Annotated in this window: 18 protein-coding genes and 1 tRNA gene; 9 read left to right on the top strand and 10 right to left on the bottom strand. The window is 41.0% G+C overall.

What is annotated here, in order from left to right; genetic code table 11:
* Positions 1–288: 288 nt before the first annotated feature.
* The 5 genes from HMPREF2086_RS10575 to HMPREF2086_RS01600 all read right to left on the bottom strand — a co-directional run bounded on the left by HMPREF2086_RS10575 (position 289) and on the right by HMPREF2086_RS01600 (position 8,370).
* Entirely contained in the window at positions 289–1,788 is a 1,500-nt protein-coding gene (locus HMPREF2086_RS10575) for a phospholipase D-like domain-containing protein (protein ID WP_023926978.1), read from the bottom strand.
* Positions 1,781–5,134, bottom strand: coding sequence for an AAA domain-containing protein (locus tag HMPREF2086_RS01615; protein ID WP_023926977.1), 3,354 nt, complete (start codon positions 5,132–5,134; stop codon positions 1,781–1,783). Before HMPREF2086_RS01615 ends, HMPREF2086_RS10575 begins: the two co-directional genes overlap by 8 nt.
* Positions 5,135–5,431: 297 nt before the next feature.
* Entirely contained in the window at positions 5,432–6,532 is a 1,101-nt protein-coding gene (locus HMPREF2086_RS10570; protein ID WP_023926976.1) for a S1-like domain-containing RNA-binding protein, read from the bottom strand.
* 53 nt (positions 6,533–6,585) lie between these two features.
* A complete protein-coding gene (locus HMPREF2086_RS01605) occupies positions 6,586–7,023 on the bottom strand; it encodes a GatB/YqeY domain-containing protein (protein ID WP_023926975.1) in 438 nt (145 codons plus the stop codon).
* Between the two features lie 330 nt (positions 7,024–7,353).
* On the bottom strand, positions 7,354–8,370 hold the full coding sequence (locus HMPREF2086_RS01600; protein WP_034560656.1) for a cytochrome-c peroxidase: 1,017 nt from the start codon (positions 8,368–8,370) through the stop codon (positions 7,354–7,356).
* 391 nt (positions 8,371–8,761) lie between these two features.
* Between HMPREF2086_RS01600 and HMPREF2086_RS01595 the strand changes: the two genes are divergently transcribed.
* The 6 genes from HMPREF2086_RS01595 to HMPREF2086_RS01570 all read left to right on the top strand — a co-directional run bounded on the left by HMPREF2086_RS01595 (position 8,762) and on the right by HMPREF2086_RS01570 (position 16,797).
* Complete coding sequence (locus HMPREF2086_RS01595) at positions 8,762–10,213, top strand: LLM class flavin-dependent oxidoreductase (protein ID WP_023926973.1); 1,452 nt, start codon at positions 8,762–8,764, stop codon at positions 10,211–10,213.
* Positions 10,203–11,240: an ATP-grasp domain-containing protein gene (locus HMPREF2086_RS01590; RefSeq protein ID WP_023926972.1), complete on the top strand. Its 1,038-nt coding sequence runs from the start codon at positions 10,203–10,205 to the stop codon at positions 11,238–11,240. The genes HMPREF2086_RS01595 and HMPREF2086_RS01590 overlap by 11 nt, the downstream gene beginning before the upstream one ends.
* 52 nt (positions 11,241–11,292) lie before the next feature.
* A complete protein-coding gene (locus HMPREF2086_RS01585) occupies positions 11,293–12,318 on the top strand; it encodes an LLM class flavin-dependent oxidoreductase (RefSeq protein ID WP_023926971.1) in 1,026 nt (341 codons plus the stop codon).
* Positions 12,319–12,393: 75 nt separating this feature from the next.
* Positions 12,394–13,644 carry an MFS transporter gene (locus HMPREF2086_RS01580; RefSeq protein ID WP_023926970.1) on the top strand — a complete coding sequence of 417 codons (1,251 nt, stop codon included), beginning with the start codon at positions 12,394–12,396 and terminating at the stop codon, positions 13,642–13,644.
* Positions 13,645–13,748: 104 nt separating this feature from the next.
* Complete coding sequence (locus tag HMPREF2086_RS01575) at positions 13,749–15,062, top strand: MFS transporter (RefSeq protein ID WP_023926969.1); 1,314 nt, start codon at positions 13,749–13,751, stop codon at positions 15,060–15,062.
* Positions 15,063–15,387: 325 nt separating this feature from the next.
* Positions 15,388–16,797, top strand: coding sequence for a glycosyltransferase family 2 protein (locus HMPREF2086_RS01570; protein ID WP_023926968.1), 1,410 nt, complete (start codon positions 15,388–15,390; stop codon positions 16,795–16,797).
* Positions 16,798–16,952: 155 nt separating this feature from the next.
* Here HMPREF2086_RS01570 and HMPREF2086_RS01565 read toward each other — a convergent pair whose 3' ends face one another.
* Entirely contained in the window at positions 16,953–17,813 is an 861-nt protein-coding gene (locus HMPREF2086_RS01565; RefSeq protein ID WP_023926967.1) for a prephenate dehydrogenase, read from the bottom strand.
* Positions 17,814–17,909: 96 nt separating this feature from the next.
* A tRNA-Arg gene (locus tag HMPREF2086_RS01560) sits at positions 17,910–17,986 on the bottom strand.
* Positions 17,987–18,206: 220 nt separating this feature from the next.
* Between HMPREF2086_RS01560 and rpsU the strand changes: the two genes are divergently transcribed.
* Together rpsU and HMPREF2086_RS01550 are read left to right on the top strand one after the other, a co-directional pair.
* Positions 18,207–18,419 carry a 30S ribosomal protein S21 gene (rpsU, locus tag HMPREF2086_RS01555; RefSeq protein ID WP_023926966.1) on the top strand — a complete coding sequence of 71 codons (213 nt, stop codon included), beginning with the start codon at positions 18,207–18,209 and terminating at the stop codon, positions 18,417–18,419.
* 295 nt (positions 18,420–18,714) lie between these two features.
* On the top strand, positions 18,715–19,830 hold the full coding sequence (locus tag HMPREF2086_RS01550; RefSeq protein WP_023926965.1) for a DctP family TRAP transporter solute-binding subunit: 1,116 nt from the start codon (positions 18,715–18,717) through the stop codon (positions 19,828–19,830).
* Positions 19,831–20,270: 440 nt separating this feature from the next.
* Here the strand turns inward: HMPREF2086_RS01550 and HMPREF2086_RS01540 are convergent, their stop codons facing one another.
* Positions 20,271–21,131 (bottom strand): hypothetical protein, encoded by an 861-nt coding sequence (locus HMPREF2086_RS01540; RefSeq protein WP_023926964.1) that lies wholly within the window; start codon positions 21,129–21,131, stop codon positions 20,271–20,273.
* 11 nt (positions 21,132–21,142) lie between these two features.
* Complete coding sequence (locus HMPREF2086_RS01535; protein WP_023926963.1) at positions 21,143–22,054, bottom strand: hypothetical protein; 912 nt, start codon at positions 22,052–22,054, stop codon at positions 21,143–21,145.
* 331 nt (positions 22,055–22,385) lie between these two features.
* Between HMPREF2086_RS01535 and HMPREF2086_RS01530 the strand changes: the two genes are divergently transcribed.
* Complete coding sequence (locus tag HMPREF2086_RS01530) at positions 22,386–23,174, top strand: carbonic anhydrase (RefSeq protein WP_023926962.1); 789 nt, start codon at positions 22,386–22,388, stop codon at positions 23,172–23,174.
* A 331-nt stretch (positions 23,175–23,505) separates the two neighbouring features.
* Here the strand turns inward: HMPREF2086_RS01530 and HMPREF2086_RS01525 are convergent, their stop codons facing one another.
* Positions 23,506–23,793 (bottom strand): DUF3240 family protein, encoded by a 288-nt coding sequence (locus HMPREF2086_RS01525; protein WP_023926961.1) that lies wholly within the window; start codon positions 23,791–23,793, stop codon positions 23,506–23,508.
* Between the last annotated feature and the right edge of the window lie 17 nt (positions 23,794–23,810).

Raw genomic sequence — 23,810 nt, 5'->3', positions numbered from 1 at the left:
AATCTCACTTTTAGCCCGCTAATGTTTTTGCACCAAACGCAAAGCATTAGCAAAAATCCTCCGTGGCAAATCTTGTGTGATGAAACATACATTAGATAGCAAAGATGAAAGTGCAAAATACTTTTTGCATTTGACGAATTTATAAAAATTTATAACTTTTTAGCCACTAGAGCCCTTTATAAAATCTATAAATAACTTTTTGTGTATCCTCTAACTTTTGTTGTTACTTTATTGCGCCAAATCTTGCGCGTTATGTTTGCGTGTTTTAGCAGAAATTTTAAATCTCACTTAGTCAAATTTGGCGATTTGCTTTTTGATTGATTCTTTGTTTTTGTTTATGGTGGAAGTTTCGCTTCGCTTATCATCTCTAGGAGCGAAACTTAGCCAATTAAAACTCCCCACTATCATAAACTCATCATCACAAATGATGATTTTAGAGTGGTCATCACTGCCGTGCTTTAGGCTGAAATTGCCATACTTTGCTTTTAGCTCGTTAAGATAAGCTAGTGCTTTTTCATCAATCTCTTGTTTGTCTTTCTCACCTCGCTTTTGCATTCCGTATTTGATAGTTATTTTTACGCCTTTTTCTAGCGCGGATTGTATATACTCTTTATAGATTTCTAGCACATTGTGGCGCACCCAAGGGCTTTGTATGTAGATATGCTTTTTAGCGTTTTTAAGCACATAGATAAAATACCGCTTATGCTCGCCCACTTCAAGCATCGCCCCCTCGCTCAAATCTAGAGCAGATTTAAGCCTAGATTCTATCACTTCTTTGCTAAGTCTTTCGCGTTTATCCTCTTTGTCTTTCCACGCGTTAGAGTTAGCATTGCTTGGGGTTAGATTTTGCTCACTTATTAGCCTATCAAATAGCTTTGTGATTTCTGCGTTTATCTCATATCTCTCATCAACGACTAGGATTTTTTCTTCATCGTGCGCGTTTTTGTAAAATAAGCAAATGTATTTTTTGTAAAATTTTCTCACATCACGCACGGCTAGGATATTGCTTACTTCCGTGCTTTGTCTTTCGCTTTGTCCTGCATCATCTATACTATACTTATCTACACTATCTAGCCCTTGCAGTGCTTCGACTAGGACTTGATATAGTGTTTTGTTCTCGCTAAATTCCTCATAGAGACTTTCACTCCTAGGACGCGCTTTAAATAAAGGCTTTAGCTCGATAGAATCTTTACTTGGCTTATGTGGCAGATTCATCTCTTTGACACTTTTAACGACTTCTAGCACTTCATTATATATACCATCAATCGCTACTACCGCGCTTTCATCATTGACAATCTTTTCTTTTTCCTTTTTTAGCGCGTCTTTGCCTTTATTGCTTAGTCGTATTTTATCATTTTCATTATTTAGCAGTCCTTTGGTTATGAGTTCGGCAATTATACTGCCATAGATTTCATCATCAAGCTGTGTGATAGATTTTAGCTTTTGGGCAATATTGGCATTTTTTAGCGTTTCTAAGTATTTCACAGATTTCAAAATCGCTATGATGATAGGGTGGATAGGCTGAATTGTTGTGATTTGATAGTCTATGATAGTTTTATATACAGGATAAAAAACTTCCCTAGTGTCATACCATACAAAATCGCCTTCATCATTCTCATCGCCCTCCTTTACTAGCCCCATTTGCGCCAAATTTTCATCGCTCTCTTTTTTGCTTATGTAGTAGTCGCTGTATTTGTGCGTGAGTAAGTGCATATCAAATTTATCATAGATAGACTCCGCAGATTTGGTATGCTCGTTAGTTTGTGGTGCTACTTTTTTCTTAGCCATTTTTGCCTCCTTTATTTTGTGTTTGTGGTGCGGGGATTATGTGATAGTCTTCTTTATGCTTGTGGATAAAGTCTATGATTTTATAAAACGGATTTATCCCCTCGCTTACACTCGCCCTATACAAAAACTCCATATCGCCTACGATGATAAGTAGCTTTTTTGCACGAGATAATGAAACATTAAGTCGCTTTTCATCAGCGATAAAGTCGATTTTGCCACCGCTTCTTTTTTCTCTATCCTCTTTGCTATTTTTTGCCTTTGATGAGCGGACACAATCATAGATGATTATATCCCTATCACTCCCTTGGAAGCTATCGACTGTGCCTATGTCAAAGCCATTGCGCAAGTCTTTATCATTACTTGCCTTATCTGCATAAAGCTCTTTAAATTCAGCTTTTATGCCTTTTAGCTTATCTTTTAGCAAATTTGTCTGCGCTCTATAAGGTGTGATGATTCCTATGCTGTGGCTTAGATTTTGCTCTTTTGATTTATCTAGCAAAATTTTTAGAGTAGATGAGATGATAGAGGCATTGCAGTGGTTTATTTTGCCTGTGCCTGCTTGGGTGTCCTCTCTATCATCTCTTTTGCTCGTATCTATCCACACCGCGCTGGATTTAAAGAGTGGAGAGAGATTATGCTCTCTTTTGCCTTTTATTGCTAGTGCTTCTTTTAGCTCACCCTCATAAAATGGCTGATTGTAAAGCTCGCAGATTTTATGCTCGGCGCGGTAGTTGTAGATAAGCCTATGGCGGAAATTTTCTAAATATGGCACTTCTGCTTTTTTCTCACTAAGTCGCTCGAAATACCGCTCAAAAAACGAAGTCCCCACCTCTTTTTTGGGGAAATTGCTATTTAAATTGCTAGCGATTTCATCATCGATGACAGGGGCTAACTGCTTGTGGTCGCCTACTAGCACGATATGCCTAGCTTTGATGCAAGGCACACATAGCTCACTAAGCGTAGCTCTCCCTGCCTCATCGACAATAGCAAAATCAAAGACAATATCTCTAAAATCTTTCCGCGAGGATATGCCTAGCAATGTCCCAAAAATAACGCGGATATTTTTTAGAAAAAGTGTGGCTAGTTCGCTTTCTTTTGATTTTTCGCCTGTTTTTGCGCTCATTTTTGCCGTGATTGTTTGCAAGGCTTTGTCAAAGTCGCCTTGTAGCTCTTGTAGCTTAGTTTCTATACTTGGATTTTCATCGCTGATAGGATTTGCTTTGATTCGCGCTCTATTGTCTTTGATAAGCCTATCTAGCACTTTATTTGGGATAAATTGTTTTGCTATATCACTCATCTTGGATTCATCATTGCCTATGCGCAAGATTTTATCCTCATTTATGCAGATTTTTTCTAGCACATTATCCACAGCTTGATTGCTTTGAGAGGCTACCAAAATCTTGGCGTGTCTATGTCGCTTTTGAATTTGGCGAATCATCTCTGTGATAGTCGTTGTTTTGCCTGTGCCCGGAGGTCCTTGGATAAGCAGTATTTCACTATCACTATCTAAACTAAGCGTTTTTATCACCGCCTCTTGTTGATTTTCATCTAAATTTTCATCAAAAAAGCTAGGAATCTCTACAAGGACATTTTCTCTTAGCTCCTTTGGCTCATTTATCTTGCGCAAAAGATTGGGGATTTGCGTTTTGGCTTCTTTTAAATCGCTTAACGCCTTATCTTTTTTGCTCCACAAAATTTCTTCCATTTGATAATCATAAGCGATAGTAAGGATTGCGTTTTGCAATGTGTTTTGATTGACATCTTTATACTTGTCAAGTTGCACGATGATTTCTTTTTTGGCTAGATTTAGAGAGGATACTTCGCCTTTTAGCTCTACTGATAAGTCAGGCTCAATGGATTGAATGATGACTTTATCTGTGCTTTGAAAATCGCGCACTTTGGTTAAATCTCTTGGCTTTTTGCCTTTTTTAGTTTTGGTAAATTGATTATTTTGTGCTGTTTTTAAAATCTCGGTAAATTTTTCTCTATCCTTTTGGCTACATTTATCAATCTCGATTCGCTCAAATGTCATCGTATCTTTGCCTTTATTTACGCTTTTAAATTGCGCTAGGATTACATTTTTCTTTAAGTCGATAGTTTCTTTTTCAGCACGAAGTAGCTCCTCCTCTGTGGCGATTGCTTTTCTATCTGTTTCAAGCCCTCTGTTGCGGAGCTTTTGCATTTCAAAGTCGCGTTTTAGCTCGTCCTTTATATTTTGTATATTGTCGCATTCATAGCTATGATTATGTCCTGTGGTGATGATAAAGTCATTATCAAACTCCAAGCCATTTGCATAGAGATTTTCTAACATTTTTTGATTTTCTAAGATAGAGAAGCAAAAAAGATAGCTTGAGTCCTTAGCTGAACAGCAAAAGATTAAATCCCCGCAAGCGATTTTGATTTCCTCACGGTCTTTATTTTTATCTAGCCCAAACTCCCAAAAAGATTTTTTGCCCTCAATTCTGCTTTGGATATGCTCTTTTAGCTCATAGACGCTAAGCTCGTGTATCTCGCGGTATTTTTCCTCTACACTATTAGATAGATTTAGCTCAAATTTGTAGGTTTGCTTATTTTGCCTTAAAATCGCCCTTAATTCTTTACCCAAATCATCAAGTGAAATTCTATCCTGTGGGTTTAGTGCCGTCATTTTGCGGATAAGCAAAAAGATTTCATTCTCACTAGATTCTAAATCATAGTCATTTTGGATTTTTTCATAGATATTTTCCAAATCGCTTGGGTTTTTGTAATTTTTGTTGAATTCAAAATCCTCAAATGTCCCAAGCAGTAGGTTTAGCATACATAGCCCAAATGAAAAAATATCCGCCATTATGTCAATGTCAGCCTTTATCTCTGCTAGCTGCTCGGGGGCTTTGAAGTGCTTCTCATCATCGCCTAGTAAGGCATAAAAATAGCTTTTGCCAAAGTCTAGCAAAAACACGCGATTATCCCTAGTAACCAAAATCTTATTTGTGCTTATGTTGCCGTGATATAGCCCTTTTGAGTGGATATAGCTAATCGCATCAAAAATCTGCAAATAGCACTCTAATAAGCGCGTATAATCCACCTCATCGCTATTTTTAAATATTTCTGGGCTTAAGGGGCGATACTCCTCCCTCTCAAAGTCCTCTCTAATGGCATAGAAAAACTCATCATCTTCATCAATGCTGATATTGATAAGATTTTTGTGCCGAAAGTCTTGGAGATTTTGGGCTAGATGGGAGTGCATAGTCTCATCTAAGCCCTCTTTTCTAACGCGCTTTATGAAATAGTTTTTGTGCAAATCTCGCGCTCTAAACTCATCGCTTGAAAACTGCTCTATGATTTCATACTTGCCTAAAATTTTCATAGCTTATTCCCCTTTATTTAGATTTTGTTTGGCTTGGAAGTCAAGCGATAAAAAGCAAAAATCTTAGGCTTTTTATCACTTATTAGCAAAGAAGTAGAGGGGGAATCTTAGCCGTTTTTTTTTTTTTTGTCAATGTGGCTGCTTGGTGCTCTTGCTTGGTAAATCGCGGATTTAGCAACTTGAATATTAGACAAATGTAAGTAGTGGTTTTTAAGCGTGTTTTAGCGGATTTTTAAGAATCTTTTGGAGTCTTTTATGAAAGTTTGAATCGTGGATAAAAAGGCTTTATGGTATTTGCTAAGGCTTTTGGCTAAATCTAGGATTTTTGGTGCTTTTATGTGGGCTTTGCACAGAATCTAGCAGGGCGATTTTGCCCTCTTTCAATTCTATACAAGAAGTGGCTATTAGATGAGAAAGCACGCGCTTGAAAGCCTTTTTGCTTATGCCAAAGGTTTTATCCAAAATCTGTGGAGGACTATCGTAGTGAAACTCTAGCACTTCATTAGCCTTTTGCAGTGAGTGCAAAATCTCTAGCACTTTTTGTGCTTCATCTTTGGTGTTTGCCTTACTTTGTAGGGTCAAGTCCAGCTTGCCATCAGGGCGCACATTTTGTATAAAAGCACTTGATTTTGCCCCTAGACTTAGCCCTAGCTTTTTTAGCAGCTCGCTAGAATCTATATTGAGAGGATTTTGGCTAGATTTTGTGGGAAAATCCGTGTAATAAAAGTCTTTGCGAGTAGAATCTTTGCTAGCAAAATCCCTGTGAGTAGATTTTGCTTTAGGGCTACTTTGCGAAGTATATAGCAATCCATAGTATTTGCCCTCCACCACACAGCCCACACCAAGAGGACTTATCTCAAAAGGCAAAATCTCTACCTTCGTGCCTCTATGTTTTGCTTTGTAGGGCTTAAGCGTGTCTTTTATGCCCTTTTTTGCGATAAGTCGGTGGGACTTATCAGCGCAGATTTTCACTGCTACGAGCGAGTCTAGCGCGTAGGATTTGGGATTTTTGCTAGGCATAAATATATCTTTATCAAGCCCCAAGTCCAAAAACACGCCGTTTTGTCCCACGCTTACCACGCGCAAAAACGCGATTTGTCCTAGTGTGGCTAGCGGGGATTGTGTGGTGGCGATAAATCTATCTTGCGAATCCGTGTAGATAAAGACTTGCACTTCATCGCCCACCTTTGCACCGCTAGGGCAAAATTTATTTGGCAATAGCACTTCGTTTATGGGGATTTGGGCAAGAGTTTGTGAGGGGATTTGTGTAGATTTTTGCTTATATATTTTGCTTTTTTGTGTATTTGTGGATTTTGTATTTGTCGCGCTTTTGCCCAAATACGCACCATTTGGGCTAAAGCGCGTGATAGTAAGTGTTTGGATTTTGCCAAGCTGCATTTAGGCTATATGTAGATTTTGCTTAAAAATTGCTAGCTAAATTTACCTTAAATCTAGCCCAAAAGTGTCTTTACCATTTGTGAGATTCTACGCCCATCGGCGTTTAGGGATTTTGCACTAGCCATTACTTTGCCCATATCTTTTGGGCTAGTTGCACCCACTTCTTTGATTATGGATTCTAGCTTGGATTGTAGCTCACTATCGCTAAGCTGTGCAGGCAAATAAGAAGTGATGATGTCTAGCTCTTTTTGCTCCTTTGCTAGCAAGTCATCTCGCCCGCCTTTTTTGTAAGCATCTATGGCGTCTTGTCGCTGTTTGGCAGCTTTTTTTATTATGTCGCTAATCGCACTATCATCTAGGCTTGCCCTAGTGTCTACTTCTACGCGCTTTATGTCTGCATTTAGCAGTCGCAAAGTATCACGCAAAAATGTATCCCCTGACTTCATTGCTTCTTTTAAGTCATTGTTTAGTTTCTCTTTTAGATTTTGCATTTGGACTCTCCGTATTTGGTTTAGCATTTAGCCAAAATAAAAAAGCGCATTATATCAAAACAATGCCAAAAACTAAGAAAAGGGAGTTATGAAAAAAGACTTAAAAAGATTGCTATGAAGTTTTATAAAAGAAGTTTGGGAGGCTGGGCAAGTTAGATAAGTTAGATTTTGCGAGATTATGCAAAATTGCAAGTCTTGTTGATTTTGCTAGAGGTTTTGCGCAAAAATCGACACCACGATACGCGCCCGCCTTGCATTCACACAAAATCTTTATGTAAATTTTATGCAAGGCAAGGCGTGAGTAAGGCTATGAAACAAAATGAAATCTATCTACACTTGTGGTTTGGGTGTCTTTGGTGTAGAATCGGGTAGTTGTGGGTAGATTATCACAGGTTTTTTGCCCGTAAGAGTGCGCAAAAACGCTTCTATATCTTTGGCTTGCTTATCATCTATTGACACGCCAAGCTGGATTTTGCCCATCTCTTTTATCGCTTCTTGCAAACTCCAAATCGCACCATTGTGGAAATACGGCGCAGTCTGCTCTACATTTCGCAAAGTAGGAGCTTTTACTAGCCCGTCTTTATCGCCCCTAAAATCCCCAACTAAGCGGTGTTTATACTTTTCTACCACTTCAAAAGCCTGCATAGAGCCACCTAGATTTACTCCATTGTGGCAAGAAGCACAGCCCAAATCCATAAACAGCTTTAAGCCCTCTTTTTCTTGCGCATTTAGCGCACTGCTTTTGCCGCGCAAAAACTCATCAAAACGAGATGGCGTAAGCAAAGTTCGCTCAAAGTTTGCAATCGCATCAGCGATATTATCAAATGTTACGCCATCGGCATAGATTTTTTTAAACTCATTGACATATTCATCTATGGAAGCGATTTTTTGAACGGCTAGCTTTTGGGGAAGTGCCATTTCTGCATTGTCTTGGATAGGTCCTTTTGCTTGCTCTTTTAGGTCTTTTGCCCTCCCATCCCAAAACTGCGTGGCATTTAGCACGGAGTTATACACGGTGGGGGAATTTAGATGATGAGGATTTGAGCTCCATTTGTGTCCTATCGCTGCTTCTACGCCGTCTATCCCTGCTGTGCCTAGATTGTGGCAGGTGTTGCACGAGATAAGCCCGCTTTTGCTTAGTCGTGGCTCGAAATATAGCTTTTTGCCTAGCTCTGCTTTTGCTTTGCTAAATGGGCTAGATTTTATGCCATTTTGTTGCAAGATAGCATCTACTTCTTTTTGGTTTTTGGGTAGTGGTGCTAATCCTAAGTCTTTTGCCTGCTTTTGCAAATCACTTGCAAAGCTAGAGCACATAAGCGCACTCGCCACAATCACACCAAACATCATAAAACCTTTTTTTAGCATTTGTCCTGCTAGTATTGTTGCCATTTGTTCTCCTTTAGTTGTTGTAAGTTGTTTTGCAAATCTTTTGCGCAAATTTAGATTTGCTTAAGATTTGAAGCGCAAATGCTACCTAAAAAGAAATAATAAGTGGATAATTTTTATTATTTAGACTTTTTTATTTGATAAAGTCCAAATCTCTCCAAAATCTGCAAAATCACAAACACATATTGTGTTTTTTACAAAAAATCAAAAATTTTGCTATTTTTTTGCAAACACATATTGTGTTTTTACATTTTTTACGATAGAATGCGCTTCTAGGTTTTGCCAAAACCTGACAAAACCAAAAACCAAACGATGCCAAAATCACATTTGGCAAAATCTAAAAGGAGCAACAATGAGTAAGACACCCAAACAAATCAGTTTCAATGCGTTTGAAATGAATTGTATCTCTCATCTTAGCCCCGGGCTTTGGCGGTATCCAAACGACCAAGCCCTACGCTACAAAGATATAGAGTATTGGCAGACTATCGCTCAAAACGCCGAAAAAGGGCTCTTTGACGCGGTGTTTATCGCTGATGTTATCGGTGTGTATGACATCTATGGTGGCAATGATTTTGGTGCGCTAAAAACGGCTCTGCAAGTGCCTGTAAATGACCCTGTGCAGCTAGCCGCAGTAAGTGCAGCAGCTACCAAGCATATAGGCTTTGGCATCACTTCTGGTGTGCCTTTTGAGCATCCATTTCCTTTTGCTAGGAGGCTTAGCACACTAGACCACCTCACAAAAGGACGCGTAGGCTGGAATATCGTAACAGGCTACCTCCCAAGTGCAAACAAAAATATGGGAGAGAGCGAGCTACCTCACGATGAGCGATATGAAGTAGCTGATGAGTATATGGAAGTGATTTATAAGCTACTAGAGGGAAGCTGGGAAGATGATGCGGTGATTTTAGATAGAGAGACGGGCGATTTTGCCAATCCTAGCAAAATCCACCACATAGGACATCACGGCAAATATTTCAATGTCCCGGGTATTCATATCTGTGAGCCTAGCATTCAGCGCACACCTGTGCTATTCCAAGCGGGCAACTCCCCTAGAGGACGCAAGTTTGCAGCCACGCACGCAGAGGGTATATTTATCGCGCCACCGACAAAAGAATACGCAAAAATCGCCGTTAAGCAAGTGCGAGACGCGCTTATCCAAGCAGGACGCGACCCATATAGTGCCAAAATCTACCTACTAGCAACCGTAATCACAGACAAAACCGAAGAGTTAGCCCAAGCTAAATACAAAGACTTGCTAAAATACGCAAGCACAGAGGGCTCTTTGGTAATCAATTCTGGTTGGCTAGGAGTGGATTTGAGTAGGTATGAGCTAGATGACCCACTAAGCAATATCAAATCAAATGCCATAGTCGCTCAAGTCGAAGCTCTCTCAAACTCCACCACAGATGAGGGCAAAACTTGGACTTTGCGTGATTTAATCAAGCTAACAGGCATAGGCTGCCAAGGACCAAAAATCATCGGTAGCCCACAAAAAGTCGCTGATATTTTGCAAGAATTTATCGCTTATAGCGATGCAGATGGATTCAATCTCGCCTATGCCACTACCCCCGGAACTATCCAAGATGTAGTAGAATTTGTCGTGCCCGAGCTACAAAAAAGAGGTGCATACAAGCAAGAATACACTCAAGGAAGTCTAAGGCACAAGCTTTTTGGCAAGGGAGATAGACTAGATTCTAGTCATATCGCTTCGCAATACCGCGTAGGAGGACCAAAATCTAGCATAGATGACTACACGGGCACAGGTAGAAGTAAGGCAAAAAAGGAGGTAGATTATGTCATATAATGACTTACAAAAAGGGATTTATATCTTGCACGAAAATCCCGAGTGGATTCCGCCATTTAGAGAGGCTTTTAATCGTGCAGGGGTAGACTTTGGCGAGATTATCCTCACACAAGGAAGCATAGATATAGATAGAGAGCCACCACAAGGTGTGTTTTGGAGTAGGATTAGTGCTTCAAGCCATACGCGTGATAATGCTTTTTCTAAAGAATACGGACGCTCTATTCTTTCGTGGCTAGAGTCTCACAATCGCCGTGTGATAAACCCTAGCTCCGTGCTAGAGCTAGAAGTAAGCAAAGTGCGACAATACCTCTCACTATCTCAAGCAGGATTTCGCACGCCAAAGACCATAGCTGTATTTGGCAAAGCTACTTTGCTAGAGCAAGCCAAGAGCCTAAAAGCCCCCTTTATCACCAAGCACAATCAAGGTGGCAAAGGGCTAGGAGTTCGGCGATTTGATAGCTATGAGGAGTTTGCCGACTATGTTCAATCTAGCGAGTTTGAAGCACCAATCGATGGCGTTACGCTACTGCAAGAGTATGTCCGCTCTAAGGAGCTATTTATCACTAGGCTTGAGTTTATCGGTGGTAGATTTCACTATGCAGTACGCGTAGATACAAGTGGAGGAGCGTTTAAGCTATGCCCAGCTGATGCGTGTGCGATAGAGGACGCAAAATCCACAAGCGAGGTTGTCCCAGAGCTAGCAGGCGCAGCGTGTGATATAAGCGGTGGTGGTGCGAGCAAATTTAGCCTGCGCAAAGACATTAGCGAGGATACGCCACTTGTAAAGCAGCTAGAAGAGTTCCTAAAGCTACACAAAATCGAAGTCGCAGGTGTGGAATTCATAGAAACACAAGAAAATGAGAGAGGCGAGGGCGAAGTAGTGGTGTATGACATAAATACCAACACCAACTACAATAAAGCCGTAGAGGAAACGCTTAGAGCGCAGGGCAAACAAGCTGCAAGCGATAGAATCGTAGAATTTTTGAGCGAGCAACTACAAAAAATCAGCTCTAAGCAAACAGCTTAAATCTCGCAAAAAGCAAAATCTAAAAACACAAAAACCAAAAAAAGGAGACAAAATGAAAATGAAGTTTGGATATTGGACACCTGTATGGGGAAGCTGGCTACGAAATGTCGATGATGACACTACAAAGTGCAGTTGGGAATACATAAAAGACTTGGCACTAAACGCAGAGGAGCTAGGCTATGTGCTAACGCTCGTGCCTGAACTCTACCTAAATGACATAAAAGGCGAAAAAGCCCCTGTGCTTGATGCGTGGGCGATAGCAAATGGGCTAGCTGCTATAACCAAAAAAATCGAAGTCCTAGCAGCACTTCGCCCACAATACCACCAAGTCGCACTAACCGCTAAGCAAATCGCCACTATCGCACAAATAAGCGGGAATCGCTTCAGTGTAAATATGGTAAGTGCGTGGTGGGAAGAGGAAGCAAGGCAGTATGGCATAAACTTCGATGGGCACGATGACAGATATGCTCTTGTCAAAGAATACACCGATGTTTTGCGCGGATTTTGGAGTGAGACACCTTTCACACACAAAGGCAAGTATTACAACTTTGAAAACTCATACAACGAGCCAAAACCTACCAAAATGCCACTTGTGTATGCGGGAGGAGAGAGCGATGTAGGGCGAGCTACCATAGCACAATTTGCCGATAGGTATCTAATGCACGGGGGCACGGTAGAAGAAGTGTGGGAAAAAATCAACGATATGAAAGAGCGCAGAGCAAAGGCTGGCAAACCACCTTTTAGCGCGTTTGGAATGGCGACTTATATCATCGTGCGCGACACAGAGAAAGAAGCCCAAGATGAGCTAAAGCGCATAACCACAATCAAAAATTATGAGGATTATGCAAGCTCATATAGCGATTTTACGGGCAATTCACAGCTTGACTTAGAAATCACCAAGCAAGAATACAGCGTATCAAATCGCGGACTTCGCTCCAATCTCATCGGCACGCCCGAGCAAGTAGCAGAGAAAATCCGCGAATACCACAAAGCAGGGCTAAACCTCCTAATCGTGCAATGTGCTAATGTGAGAGAAGAGCTAGAAATGATTGCCAAAAAAGTGTTTCCTTTGGTTTAGTTGAGTTTTACGCATTTAGTCTTATGGATTTTGGAAAAGTTTGCATTTATTCATCGTGTCATTTAAGGAATCACAATGCAAACAAAATCTATCCATATCCCAAGCATAGTAGCAGCAAGCAGTGGAAATCTCATTGAATGGTTTGATTTCTACATTTATGGCTTTGCTGCGGTGTATTTCGCGCACAATTTCTCAAACGCCACCTCGCCCTTGCTAGCACAAATCGAAGTCTTTGGCGTGTTTGCGGCGGGGTTTTTGATGCTACCTGTGGGGAGTATCATCTTTGGGCGCATAGCCGATAGAGATTCTCGCAAAAAAGCGATGATAGTATCTATCTTGTGTATGGCATTTGGCTCATTTGCTATTGCGCTATTGCCCGATAAATCCTCCATAGGCGACACAGCTATCATATTGCTTCTGCTTGCTAGGCTTATTCAAGGCGTAGCTGTGGGTGGGGAGTTTGGCATAGTGGCAGCATATCTTAGCGAGATAGCCCCTAGTGGCAAGCGCAGTTTTTACTCATCATTCCAATACGCCACCATAATCGGTGGGCAGCTTCTAGCAGTGGCTAGCATTAGCTTTTTGTTTTTGTTTTTGGAGGAATCCCAAATGCAAGATTTTGGCTGGCGGATTTTGTTTTTAGCTGGTGGCGTGCTAGCACTAGGTAGCCTTATCTTTCGTGGATTTATGCGCGATGATTCTCACAAGGTTTTGGGGACATATAGCGATAGAGGTAGCCTAAGCGCACTTTTTAAATCGTGGAAAGGCTTAGCCCTAGTAGTTGGCACTACTGCTGGATGCACGATAGGATTTTATACCATAACGGTATATCCCAAAATCTTTATGATAAATAACGGCATAGACGCTTTTGTGGCAAACAACATTATGCTAGGCGCGCTTTGCGTGCTATGCGTGGCGATACCGCTTGTGGGCTACATAAGCGACAAAATCGGGTTTAAAACCTCGCTTAGCATTTATCTAGGATTTTGCATAGTGGGAATCTACCCGCTATTTTTGCTGCTTGGAAGCACCAAAGACTATTTGGTGCTATTTGGCATAGCTAGCTTTATGTGCTTTATGCTTAGCTTTTACACAGCAGTGGCTGGCATTTCTAAAACCGCGCTTTTCCCACCACATATCCGCGCACTTGGTGCAGGGCTAGGCGCGATGATAAGTGTGGGGATTTTTGGCGGAAGTGTGAACTATGTCGCTTTGCAGTTCAAATCACACGGAATCGAGCAAGGATTTTTTGTGTATTTTGGGGTGTTTGCGTTTATATCGCTTGTATGTGTCGCACTTATCCCCAAAAAGCGTGAGCTAGACTAGCCCCCTAAATCAGTGCCAAAATCAACAAGCTAAGCTAGATAGCCCTAAAACCTTAAAATGATTCTACGCAAAAGAATCTATAAAAATCTAAATAAGGAGCAGTAATGCACTCAAAAAAGAATAGCAAACATCACAAACACGAGCACGACAAAAACGAGATAAACGCAAACTTAAGCGATTCTAAGCGAATCTCAAGCGTTATCGCCGCAAGCAGTGGCAATCTCGTAGAGTGGTTTGACTTCTACATTTATGGCTTTGCTGCGGTGTATTTCGCGCACAATTTCTCAAACGCCACCTCGCCACTCATTCAGCAAATCTCGGTATTTGGCGTGTTTGCAGCGGGATTTTTGATGCTGCCTGTGGGGAGCGTGATATTTGGCTCGATTGCCGATAAAGTCGGGCGAAAAAGCTCTATGGTAGTTTCTATCGTGTTTATGGCACTGGGCTCTTTTAGCATTGCCTTTTTGCCTGATAAACACACTATCGGTGATGTGGCGATTTTGCTACTTCTGCTAGCTAGACTTTTGCAAGGTGTGGCCGTGGGTGGGGAGTATGGCATAGCTGCAGCTTATCTTAGCGAAGTCGCCCCCAAAGGCAAGAGGGGATTTTACTCATCATTTCAATACCTAACCCTAATCGGCGGACAACTTTTAGCAGTGGCTAGCATTAGCTTTTTGTTTTTGTTTTTGGAGGAATCCCAAATGCAGGATTTTGGCTGGCGGATTTTGTTTTTTAGTGGTGGTGTGCTAGCACTTCTAAGCCTACTTGTTAGGACATTTATGAGTGATGATTCTAGCGAGAAGCTAAAAAAATACGAGGATAGAGGTAGCTTCAAAGCGTTGCGAAAATCGTGGAAAAGTGTCGCCCTCGTGCTTGGAATCACCGCTGGGTGCTCGCCTGCGTATTATATCATCACGGTGTATTCCAAAGTCTATATGATAAACAACGGCATAGACGCGCACATAGCAAACAACATTATGCTAGGTGCGCTTTGTGTGCTATTTGTTGTCGTGCCATTTATGGGTGCACTAAGTGATAAAATCGGCTTAAAAGTCTCGCTTCTCATATTCTGCGTGTTTGCCTTTTTTGGCGTGTATCCGCTGTTTTGGCTGATGAAGGGAGTAAGCGACCCGCTTATTTTGTTTGCAATCGTAGGCTTTATGTGCTTTATGCTTGGATTTTATAGCGCGGTAGCTGGGATATTTAAAACGACTTTGTTCCCACCGCAAGTGAGGGCACTTGGCACGGGGATAAGCTACACCATTGGCGCAGCAGCATTTGGTGGAAGTGCCAACTATGTGGCATTGCAGTTTAAGGCTAGCGGGATAGAGGAGGGGTTTTTTGTATACTTTGGGGTGCTAATGGCAGTAGCGATAATCTGCGTGGTGCTTATCCCCAAAAAGCGCGAGTTAGATTGATTTTGTTGATTTTTGTTGATTTTGGTGGGGCTTAGTGAGATTTGGCAAGATTGGCAAGGGCAGATTTGGTAGGTTTTGGCAGGCTTGGTTGACTTGGTAGAAGCATAGTTAGGATTTCTTGCCTAATGAATCCTAACTATGCTAAAAATAATCTTTGCAAAGTAATTTTTGATATAATCCACTTTTATAATCCTAACTTATTAGATTTTTGGTGGGATTGCTAGCTATTAAATTATCTTGCCACAAGTTTTTATAAGAAATTTTTGAGATTGAAACAGAAGTATTACATTGACAAATTTTCACTTTCATAGCTCTAAGGACACAGATGCAGTATTTTAGCCAACCCCACCCCCTAGTATCTATCATTATCCCCATTTACAATGTTGCGCCGTATTTAAGCGAGTGTATCCAAAGTGTGCTTACCCAAAGCTATGAGAATCTAGATATTATCTTAGTTGATGATGGAAGTAGTGATGAGAGTTTAGAGATTGCACTAGAGTTTGCTAAAAAAGATAAGCGAATCTTTGTCATCTCTAAGCCAAATGGAGGACTTAGCTCGGCACGCAACACAGGATTTGAGTTTATCAAAGGCAGTGCATTACGAGAGTTTTTTGAAAGGCAAGATTCTTATGAATCACAAGCAACCTATCATACAACCTCTAATTGTCATACTGAGCGAAGCGAAGTATCCCACATTCAAAGCCTCTCACAAACCCACTCCTTTGCCAAAGCCTACAAATCCCTTAGCATTCAAGAAGTGCAAACCCACTTCAAAAAAATCCAGCCAAACTTTATCAAAAGCGATTTAGAGAGGATAAATGACTTTATCACCCAAGAGCTCCCCCAAGACGCACTTATCCACTTCATAGATAGTGATGATTATATAGAGCCACACTGCATAGAGATATGTGTGCAAAACTTGTGTGAAAAAGATTTAGATATTTTTGTGCATAATTGGAGTGATTTTGATGAAGCGACAAAGACACTTAGCAAGGGTGCATATATGGGCAACCTTAAAAAAAATAGCTATGAGAGTGGCTTAGAGCTCCTCTCTCACAATAAAATCTATAATTTCTTTTTTGCGTGGCAAGGACTTTTTAGAGCAAGTATCCTCAATCGCTACTCCCTGCGCTACACAGAGGGAATCTACCACGAAGACCACGACTTTGGGACATTGCTTTTTGCCCTAGCAAAAAGGAGTGCATATAGTAATGAGGCACTTTATGTGTATAGGAGGCGAGCAGGCTCGATAATGAATAATCAAAGAGATGTCGCTATGCCTCCTAAACTCCCTAGCTTTTTAGAGCCTTTGAGAGGAGATTTTGATAGCTATAAAGAAATGCGAGCGTATTTTAAGGCATATTGCTTTGTAGTGGTGGGGTTTAGGCTGTGGGAGTTTTATGAAGCTACGCTAGAGAAGTCGCTAGAAAATCAAGGCGAGGATTTTGCACATTTTAAACAGCTTAGAGAACGCGCAAGAAGCGCAAGTCTTGCAAAGGGCGGATTTTGTGGCGGTCTTTGTAAGGAGTATGAGAGCTTTTTTGGCAATATCACGCTAGGCTATGTAATGAAAGTGTTTAAAATCCCGCTAGATAAAGACCCTATGGGGCTAAAAACGATGCTAAAGCAAATCCGTTTCAAAAAGCCCCTAGTGTGGTGGCACTTCATCAAAGACTTGCATCGCCAGCCCAAAAAACTCCTGCATATCGCAAATATGAGCTATTTTGGCAGATAATCCACACAACAATATACGCACAAAAAGCATAAAAAAAACAAACAAAAAATACCACAGCAAATCTAAAAATCTAGCAAAAAACATCAAGCAGAACAAGCCCACGCCAAAATCCACACGCCCGGCCCAAAATCTTTAAAAATACCAAAAAAACTCCCTCACATAAACTTATGCAACGAATTTGCCTTGCTCATCCATTCTATTAACTCTTCCCACTTTTCATTTTTGATGAGGCTTTCTGCATATAGCATTTCTTTGCCAAAGGATTCTATGGATTCTAGCAGATTTTCTTTGTTTTGGGCAAACACATCGCGCCACATTATAGGCGAGCTTTTTGCGATTCTGCTCATATCTTTAAACCCACCACCTATTAGGGCTAGGATATTTTGTGGCTCTTCTTGGGCTAGCACGGTATTTGCAAGCGCAAAAGAAATGATATGAGGCAAATGAGAAATATACGCGGTGTGTTTATCGTGCTCTGTGGCACTCATTTTGATTAGTCGCATACCTATGGAGATAAAGATTTGCTTGGCTAGGGCGACTTGGGATTGCCCACTGTGCTCTTCATCTGTGATGATTACGATTTTGTTGTAAAAAAGCCCTTTTATCGCGGCATTTGGACCAGAGTTTTCTGTCCCGCTCATCGGGTGAGCTGCGACAAAGTTTTTGCGGATTTGCGGGGAGATAGAAGCGATGATTTTTTGCTTAGCCCCACCCAAATCAATGATAGTGCAATCTTGCTTTATGTTTTTTAGCTTCCCTAGAGTGTCGATGATAGCATCAAGTGGCGTAGCCAAAAATATCACATCGCATTTTTCAATCTCACCAAACTCCACGCACTCATCGACAAGCCCCAAAGACAAAGCCTGCTGTGAGTGCAAAGGATTGGTATCATAGCCAAAAATACGACTAAAGACAATCGGCGAAGTTTTTGACTCGCCAGCCTCACGCAGGGCTAGCCCCATAGAGCCACCGATAAGCCCTAAGCCGATGATTCCTACGGATTTTCTCTCTTGCATTTTTGTGCCTTTTGGGATTGATTTTGGTATTATTTGGATTTTTGTTTTATTTGTAGGGGTTTGGGCAGAAAGCGATTATTAAGATAGATTTAGAAATGGTGTGCTCGGAGGGATTCAAACCCCCGACCTACAGGACCGCAACCTGTTGCTCTATTCAGCTGAGCTACGAGCACATTTGGTTATTTGCTTCTTAGGCAGCCATTCTGATAAATTTTGCTAGATTTTGTAGAAAATCGCAAAACGCAAATTGTATCTAAGATTGCGTAAAATTTAGTTGAAATTTATGCGATTTTTGCTAAAATCCCGCACTTAAAGTGTTTTTTGGATTTATTGTGTTTTGGCTTAGAGATAGCTTAAAAATCCAAAATCTAAAACAGAAAGGTGGTGAGGAATATGCCCGGTATCAGAGTAAAAGAAGGCGAATCTTTTGATGAAGCCTATCGCAAATTCAAAAAGCAAACCGATAGAAATCTAGTCGTTACAGAATGCAGGGCACGCAGGTTTTTTGAAAGTAAGACAGAAAAACGCAAAAAGCAAAAAATCAACGCTAAGAAAAAAATGCTAAAACGACTTTATATGCTACGGCGATATGAGTCTAGACTCTAGGCTTTTTCTCCCAACGGCTACTTTATAGCTACAAGGCTAGATTTGATTCTAGTTTTGTAGCTCTTTTGACGCACTTCTTGGGGCATTTTTATAATAGCTTTTGTTGATTTCCTTTCTCCCTACAAAATTCCCCCCATATTTCCTCCCAAATATTTTTTAGTTTTTTGTTTCATAAAGTTACCATTCATTGAAAGATTCCACAAAGGTAAGCAAAAATATCTAGTAATTTAGGATTTTAAGCTAGAATCTAGTGCTTTTTCACAAAAGTCCTACAAATCTAAATTAAGGAGCAAAAATGGACAAAACAGCACAGAGTAATCAGAGGGCAAAAACAGCCCAAAGCCTATCAAGTAGCTTTTCAAATGGCTTCTCTCGCAAAATCTACAAAGCATTTCGCACAAGCCTGCTAGGCGGCGCACTTATCGCCACAGCTAGCTTTTTTGTAGCGTGCGGGGACAAAGCCCAAGACGACCCAAACAAAACCTACACTATCAAATTTGCCCACGTAGTGAGTAGTGGCACGCCCAAAGGCAAAGCCGCAGACTTGTTTGCCAAGAGAGCAGGCGAGCTAAGCAATGGCAGGCTAAAGGTAGAGGTTTTCCCTAGCGCACAGCTTGTCGATGATGACAAAGTATTCCAAGAGCTAAAGCGCAACAACATTCAGCTAGCAGCCCCTGCATTTTCCAAATTTACGCCCATAGCAAAAGAGTTTAATCTATGGGATGTGCCTTTTATATTCCGTGATAATTCCCACTTACACGCAGTAATGGACGGCGAAGTAGGCGAGATTCTAAAGCAAGCAATCGCCAAAAAAGGTTTCATAGCACTTGATTATTGGGACTCTGGCTTTAAGCAATTTAGCACAAACAAAAAGCCTATCATCATTCCCGAAGACGCAAAAGGACAAAAGATGCGCATAATGAGCTCCAAAGTCCTAGAAGAACAAGTCAAGGCAATGGGAGCAAATCCACAAAATATAAACTTCGGCGAAGTGTATAGCGCACTACAAACAGGCGTAGTCGATGCTGCTGAAAATCCACTCTCAAACCTCTACAACTCTAGATTTTATGAAGTGCAAAAAAGCGTAACAATGAGCAATCACGGCTACTTGGGATACCTTGTCATCGCAAGCGAGAAGTTTTGGCAAGAGCTGCCAAATGAGCTAAAAGAAGTGGTGCAACAAGCAATGAGAGAGGCGACACTTTTTGAGCGCGAAGAAAGTGAGCGCGATGAAGCAGTGCTACTCCAAAACCTCAAAGACTACGCTAGCAAAAATCCAAGCAAGCTGACTATCTACACGCTTGATGAAGCCCAAAAGAAGCAATGGCAAGAACTTATGGTAGGGATTTATCCTAAGTTTTATGACTTAGTGGGCGAAGAGCTTATCAAAAAGACACTTGATACCAAGTAGTCCAAATACGGCTAAGCAGGCAAAATAATCACTTCTGTCTATATTGCCTCTTTCAAGGTAAGCTAAGATTTTAGCTTACCTTGATTTTGGCTTTGGATTTTGTGTTTTGGATTATTTCTTGGGAATCTTTCGCTTGGATTCTTGCGCACACCACCAGCTTGCCAACACTTATCAAGGCTACATTTCGCTACATTTAAAACCTAAACCCCGCTCATCTTACAAAACAAAATCTAGCCTTGCTTATTACATTCTGCTTTATTGCATTCTTGCCTTGCATTTTCTTACTTTTTGTCGCTTTTTAGATTACTCTTTTTGGCATTATCATTTGCCTAACAATCGCAAACACTCCGCCACAAACAATCTACAAAAATCAAACTCGCAAAAATGCAAGCATAAGCCCCTTAAAAATCAAGGCTTAAAATCAAAGCGTTTAACAAAAGCTAAAAATTCCACAAATATTGTAGAGTAAGTATGTGTGAGCTGTTTTTGGGCTCATAAAGTGCGATTTGCTTCCCTGTGTAGTCTGTCATAGCCACAGCAGGCGAGCCAGCCAAACTCCAATACTCATACACAAGCCTAAAAGAGTTTACTCTATCGTGCTTTGTTTTGTAAGTCGCGCCGATATAGGCTTTTGCGCCCAATCCTTCACTTTGCAGCACATCTAAATCCTTGCTAAAATGCCCTCTAGAACTGAAGTGATTCCCCAAAATAAACAAGTGAAAAAACCCTGCATAATTTAGTGCAAACCTCTCCCCTAGCCCAATCTCACCCTCCAAGCCCAAAGGCAGATACAAATACCCCTGCAATCGATAGGTTGAGTTAAAATTGTTGTTGTTGAAATAATACCCCAAACCTCCTAGCGCATACAGACTAGCACTTCGCGATTCTCCAAACGCTCCAAACGCCCTAAGTATATCAAACCCACCTTTTAGCTCAAGGTGATAGAAGCTATTGCCATCTATGCTTTGCAAAAATTTGCCGTTTTCTTCTGCATTGGAAGTATCTAGCACGCGACCTGTGTATACTCCAAATGCGATATTTGCATCTGCGCTAAAATCCACCCTACCCCCACTATCTGCTATATAGCCTATGTTTCCATTGACATTAAACAGCATAAAATCTAAGTGCATAAGATGCTCTCCTAGCTGTCCTACCTCGCCGTAGTAATAATATCCCGTGCCTATTCCTAGTGATTTATAAAGCCCCTCTTTTATGAGGCTAGGATGTGCTTGTGCTAACCCCAAAAATAAAAAAACCACCAAAATCTTTGCAAATGGCAAAACAAATAGTTTTCTACTCATATTACACCTCCTTATATGCCAAATCCAAATTGGACGCCACTAAATATTGTATCACTAGCAGGGTAGCGCACATTTGCACTAGCCCCGGGGTTTAGCCCATTTCCACTCGCATCATTTGCTATGCCAAAGCTATGAGTTTTGCCCGCACTCATTTTTTGATAGTCAAAGTTAAACCTGCCAAAAAAATACGCATTTTTACCCAATTTGTAAGTAAAGCCTAATGCAAACTTTAGCCCATAGACATTTGTCGATGATGAAAGCGTTTTTGTCCCTTGAGACAAATATCCGATATTTGCCCCCCCATCACCTATATAAAACCTACCTAGATATTCTAGCCCCCACTTTTGATTTAGCACAATCCCCCCATCTAGCTCTAAAAAATACATATTTCCCCCCAATACAGTGTAATAAGGCGAATATGTTGCGACCTGATCTAGCGTGTTACCCTCTAATCCTATGTTTATAAACAATGGATACTGATAGATTTTGGCGATAGAGAGGGGATTAAACCCGCCTTTTACACCATAAGCCAGATGCATAACTACAGCTGTCCTAAACTTTAGACTACTTAGAGGTTGTGCTCCTATCTGTGTCGCTCCTATGGGGTATGCTCCATAGATATTGTTTGTCCCAGTGCCAAATCTCCCACTAAATTCTAGCTTGCCTACATCACGCCAATTCCACCCTAGCGTGCCATTTATCGACATTATCAGTCCATCTAGCCTACTTGCTCCTGCTTTGTGGTTTAGATACTCGCCTCCTATGCCTACACGCCCGATAAACCCCGTGCGCGCTCCGCTCTCTAGCGTTTTTTGTGCGTTTGCTGTGCTAGCAAGCACGCCTGCCAGCCCCCACACACAAGCTACAAAAGCCACCAAACCTAGCACTAGCTTTTGTATGTTTCGTAGTTTTATGCTTGACATATCTTAGCTCCCTAAATCTTTTTAGTTGTCGCTTTTGTTTTTACGACAATTTATAAAGCCAAATTCTACAAAAAAAAAAAAATGGTTTTGTCAATATTTTTGCAAAAAATGAGCAAAAAATACACGCAAATTTTTATGCAAACAAAAATACGCAAAAAACAACAAAAAATAAGAATTTGGCTAGATTTTAACCTAAATATGATAGGATTTTGTTACATTGTTTGTGTTTGTTGTGCTTTGTTTTATCTTTGCTAGTGCGACTTATAAGCCACTTCGTAAATGAAGCAAATCACAAGAAGCGCGACAATAATCCATCAAACAGGAGTTTATTATGAGATTTTCAGCACTTTGTGTAGTAGGCGCACTATCTTGCGCAAGTTTAGTAGGTGCTTTGAGTGCCGCACCAGCAAAAAATGCAAACGCAAACGCACATAGTGGCGCAGCTTGGAGCTACAAAGGGACAAACGCACCTGCGAAATGGGGCGATTTATCTCCAGAATATAGCGCGTGCAAAAAGGGCGTATATCAATCCCCTATTGATATAAAAATGGAAAATGTTTTCCAAGCAAACACTGCTAGCCCTATCAAGTTTAGCTACAAAGGCGATGTCCAAAATGTCGTAAACAACGGACATACTATCCAAGTGGATTTCAAAGCAGGTAGCTCTATCACACTTGATAAGACGCAATACGACCTTGTCCAGCTACATTTCCACACTCCAGCAGAGCACAAAGTCGCGGGCAAATCTTTCCAAATGGAAGCTCACCTAGTCCACAAAGCAAAAAACGGACAGCTACTTGTCATCGCTATATTGTTTAATGCAGGGCTAGAACACCCAGCAATCGCAGAAATCCAAAAAGTAATGCCTCAAAAAGAGGGAGAGAAAGCAAACCTTGCGAAACTTGATATGAGCACGCTCACTAAAGGGCTAGACTCTTATATAAGACTTAATGGCTCTCTTACTACTCCTCCTTGCACAGAGGGTGTCATTTGGATAGTAAATACTATGCCTTTAGAGGCTTCCAAAGCACAAGTTGCGGCATTTACAAAAGTGTTTGGACAAAACAATCGCCCACTTCAGTCTCCAAATAACCGCGTAATCATAGAAACAGGCGACTAAGACAAGCCCAAAATCGCACCACTTAGACAAAGTCAGTGGTGCGAGGGGTTGCGATTTGCGCTTATACACTCTTAGCTAAGTGCAGTGGTTGCCAGCTTACCGCTTATATTCTCTCATCATAGCTCATCATAGAGAAGTCTATGATGAGAGGATTTTAATTAGTTTTGAAGTTGCTTTTTTTATGATTCTTGCTTCTTATAACTTTTTTCTATTATTCTCTTTGCATTCTGCTTAAAGCCTAATTTATAATCCTGTTAAGGCTCTTTAATCCCCTAGCGTTGCAAAATCTTTAGGCAAATCCCCTTAAATAAAAACATTTCAAGCAAAATCCTTATGGCACTTCTTTCACACCCTCAAGCATATAGCACCTCACACCCTCTCGCTCATACTCCTCATATATCGCACGCGATAGCTCATCTGCACTATCATAATCCACAAAAAGCCTAAACACGCCGTATTCTTTCCTGCCACTTACTTGCTCGCGCGAAGTCTGCAAAAGCGTGCGTGAAGCGTATTTATCACAGACGAAATAAAAAAAGTCATTTAGCCTACGCTCCAAAAGCATATCCACGATAGCATCTTTTAGCCTTATATCCGCATAGATTTCAAACACACACATTTTCACGCCTTTTATTG

This window comes from Helicobacter macacae MIT 99-5501 (assembly GCF_000507845.1).
Classification (GTDB): Bacteria; Campylobacterota; Campylobacteria; order Campylobacterales; family Helicobacteraceae; genus Helicobacter_B; species Helicobacter_B macacae.
This window is presented reverse-complemented; position numbering and strand designations above follow the sequence as displayed.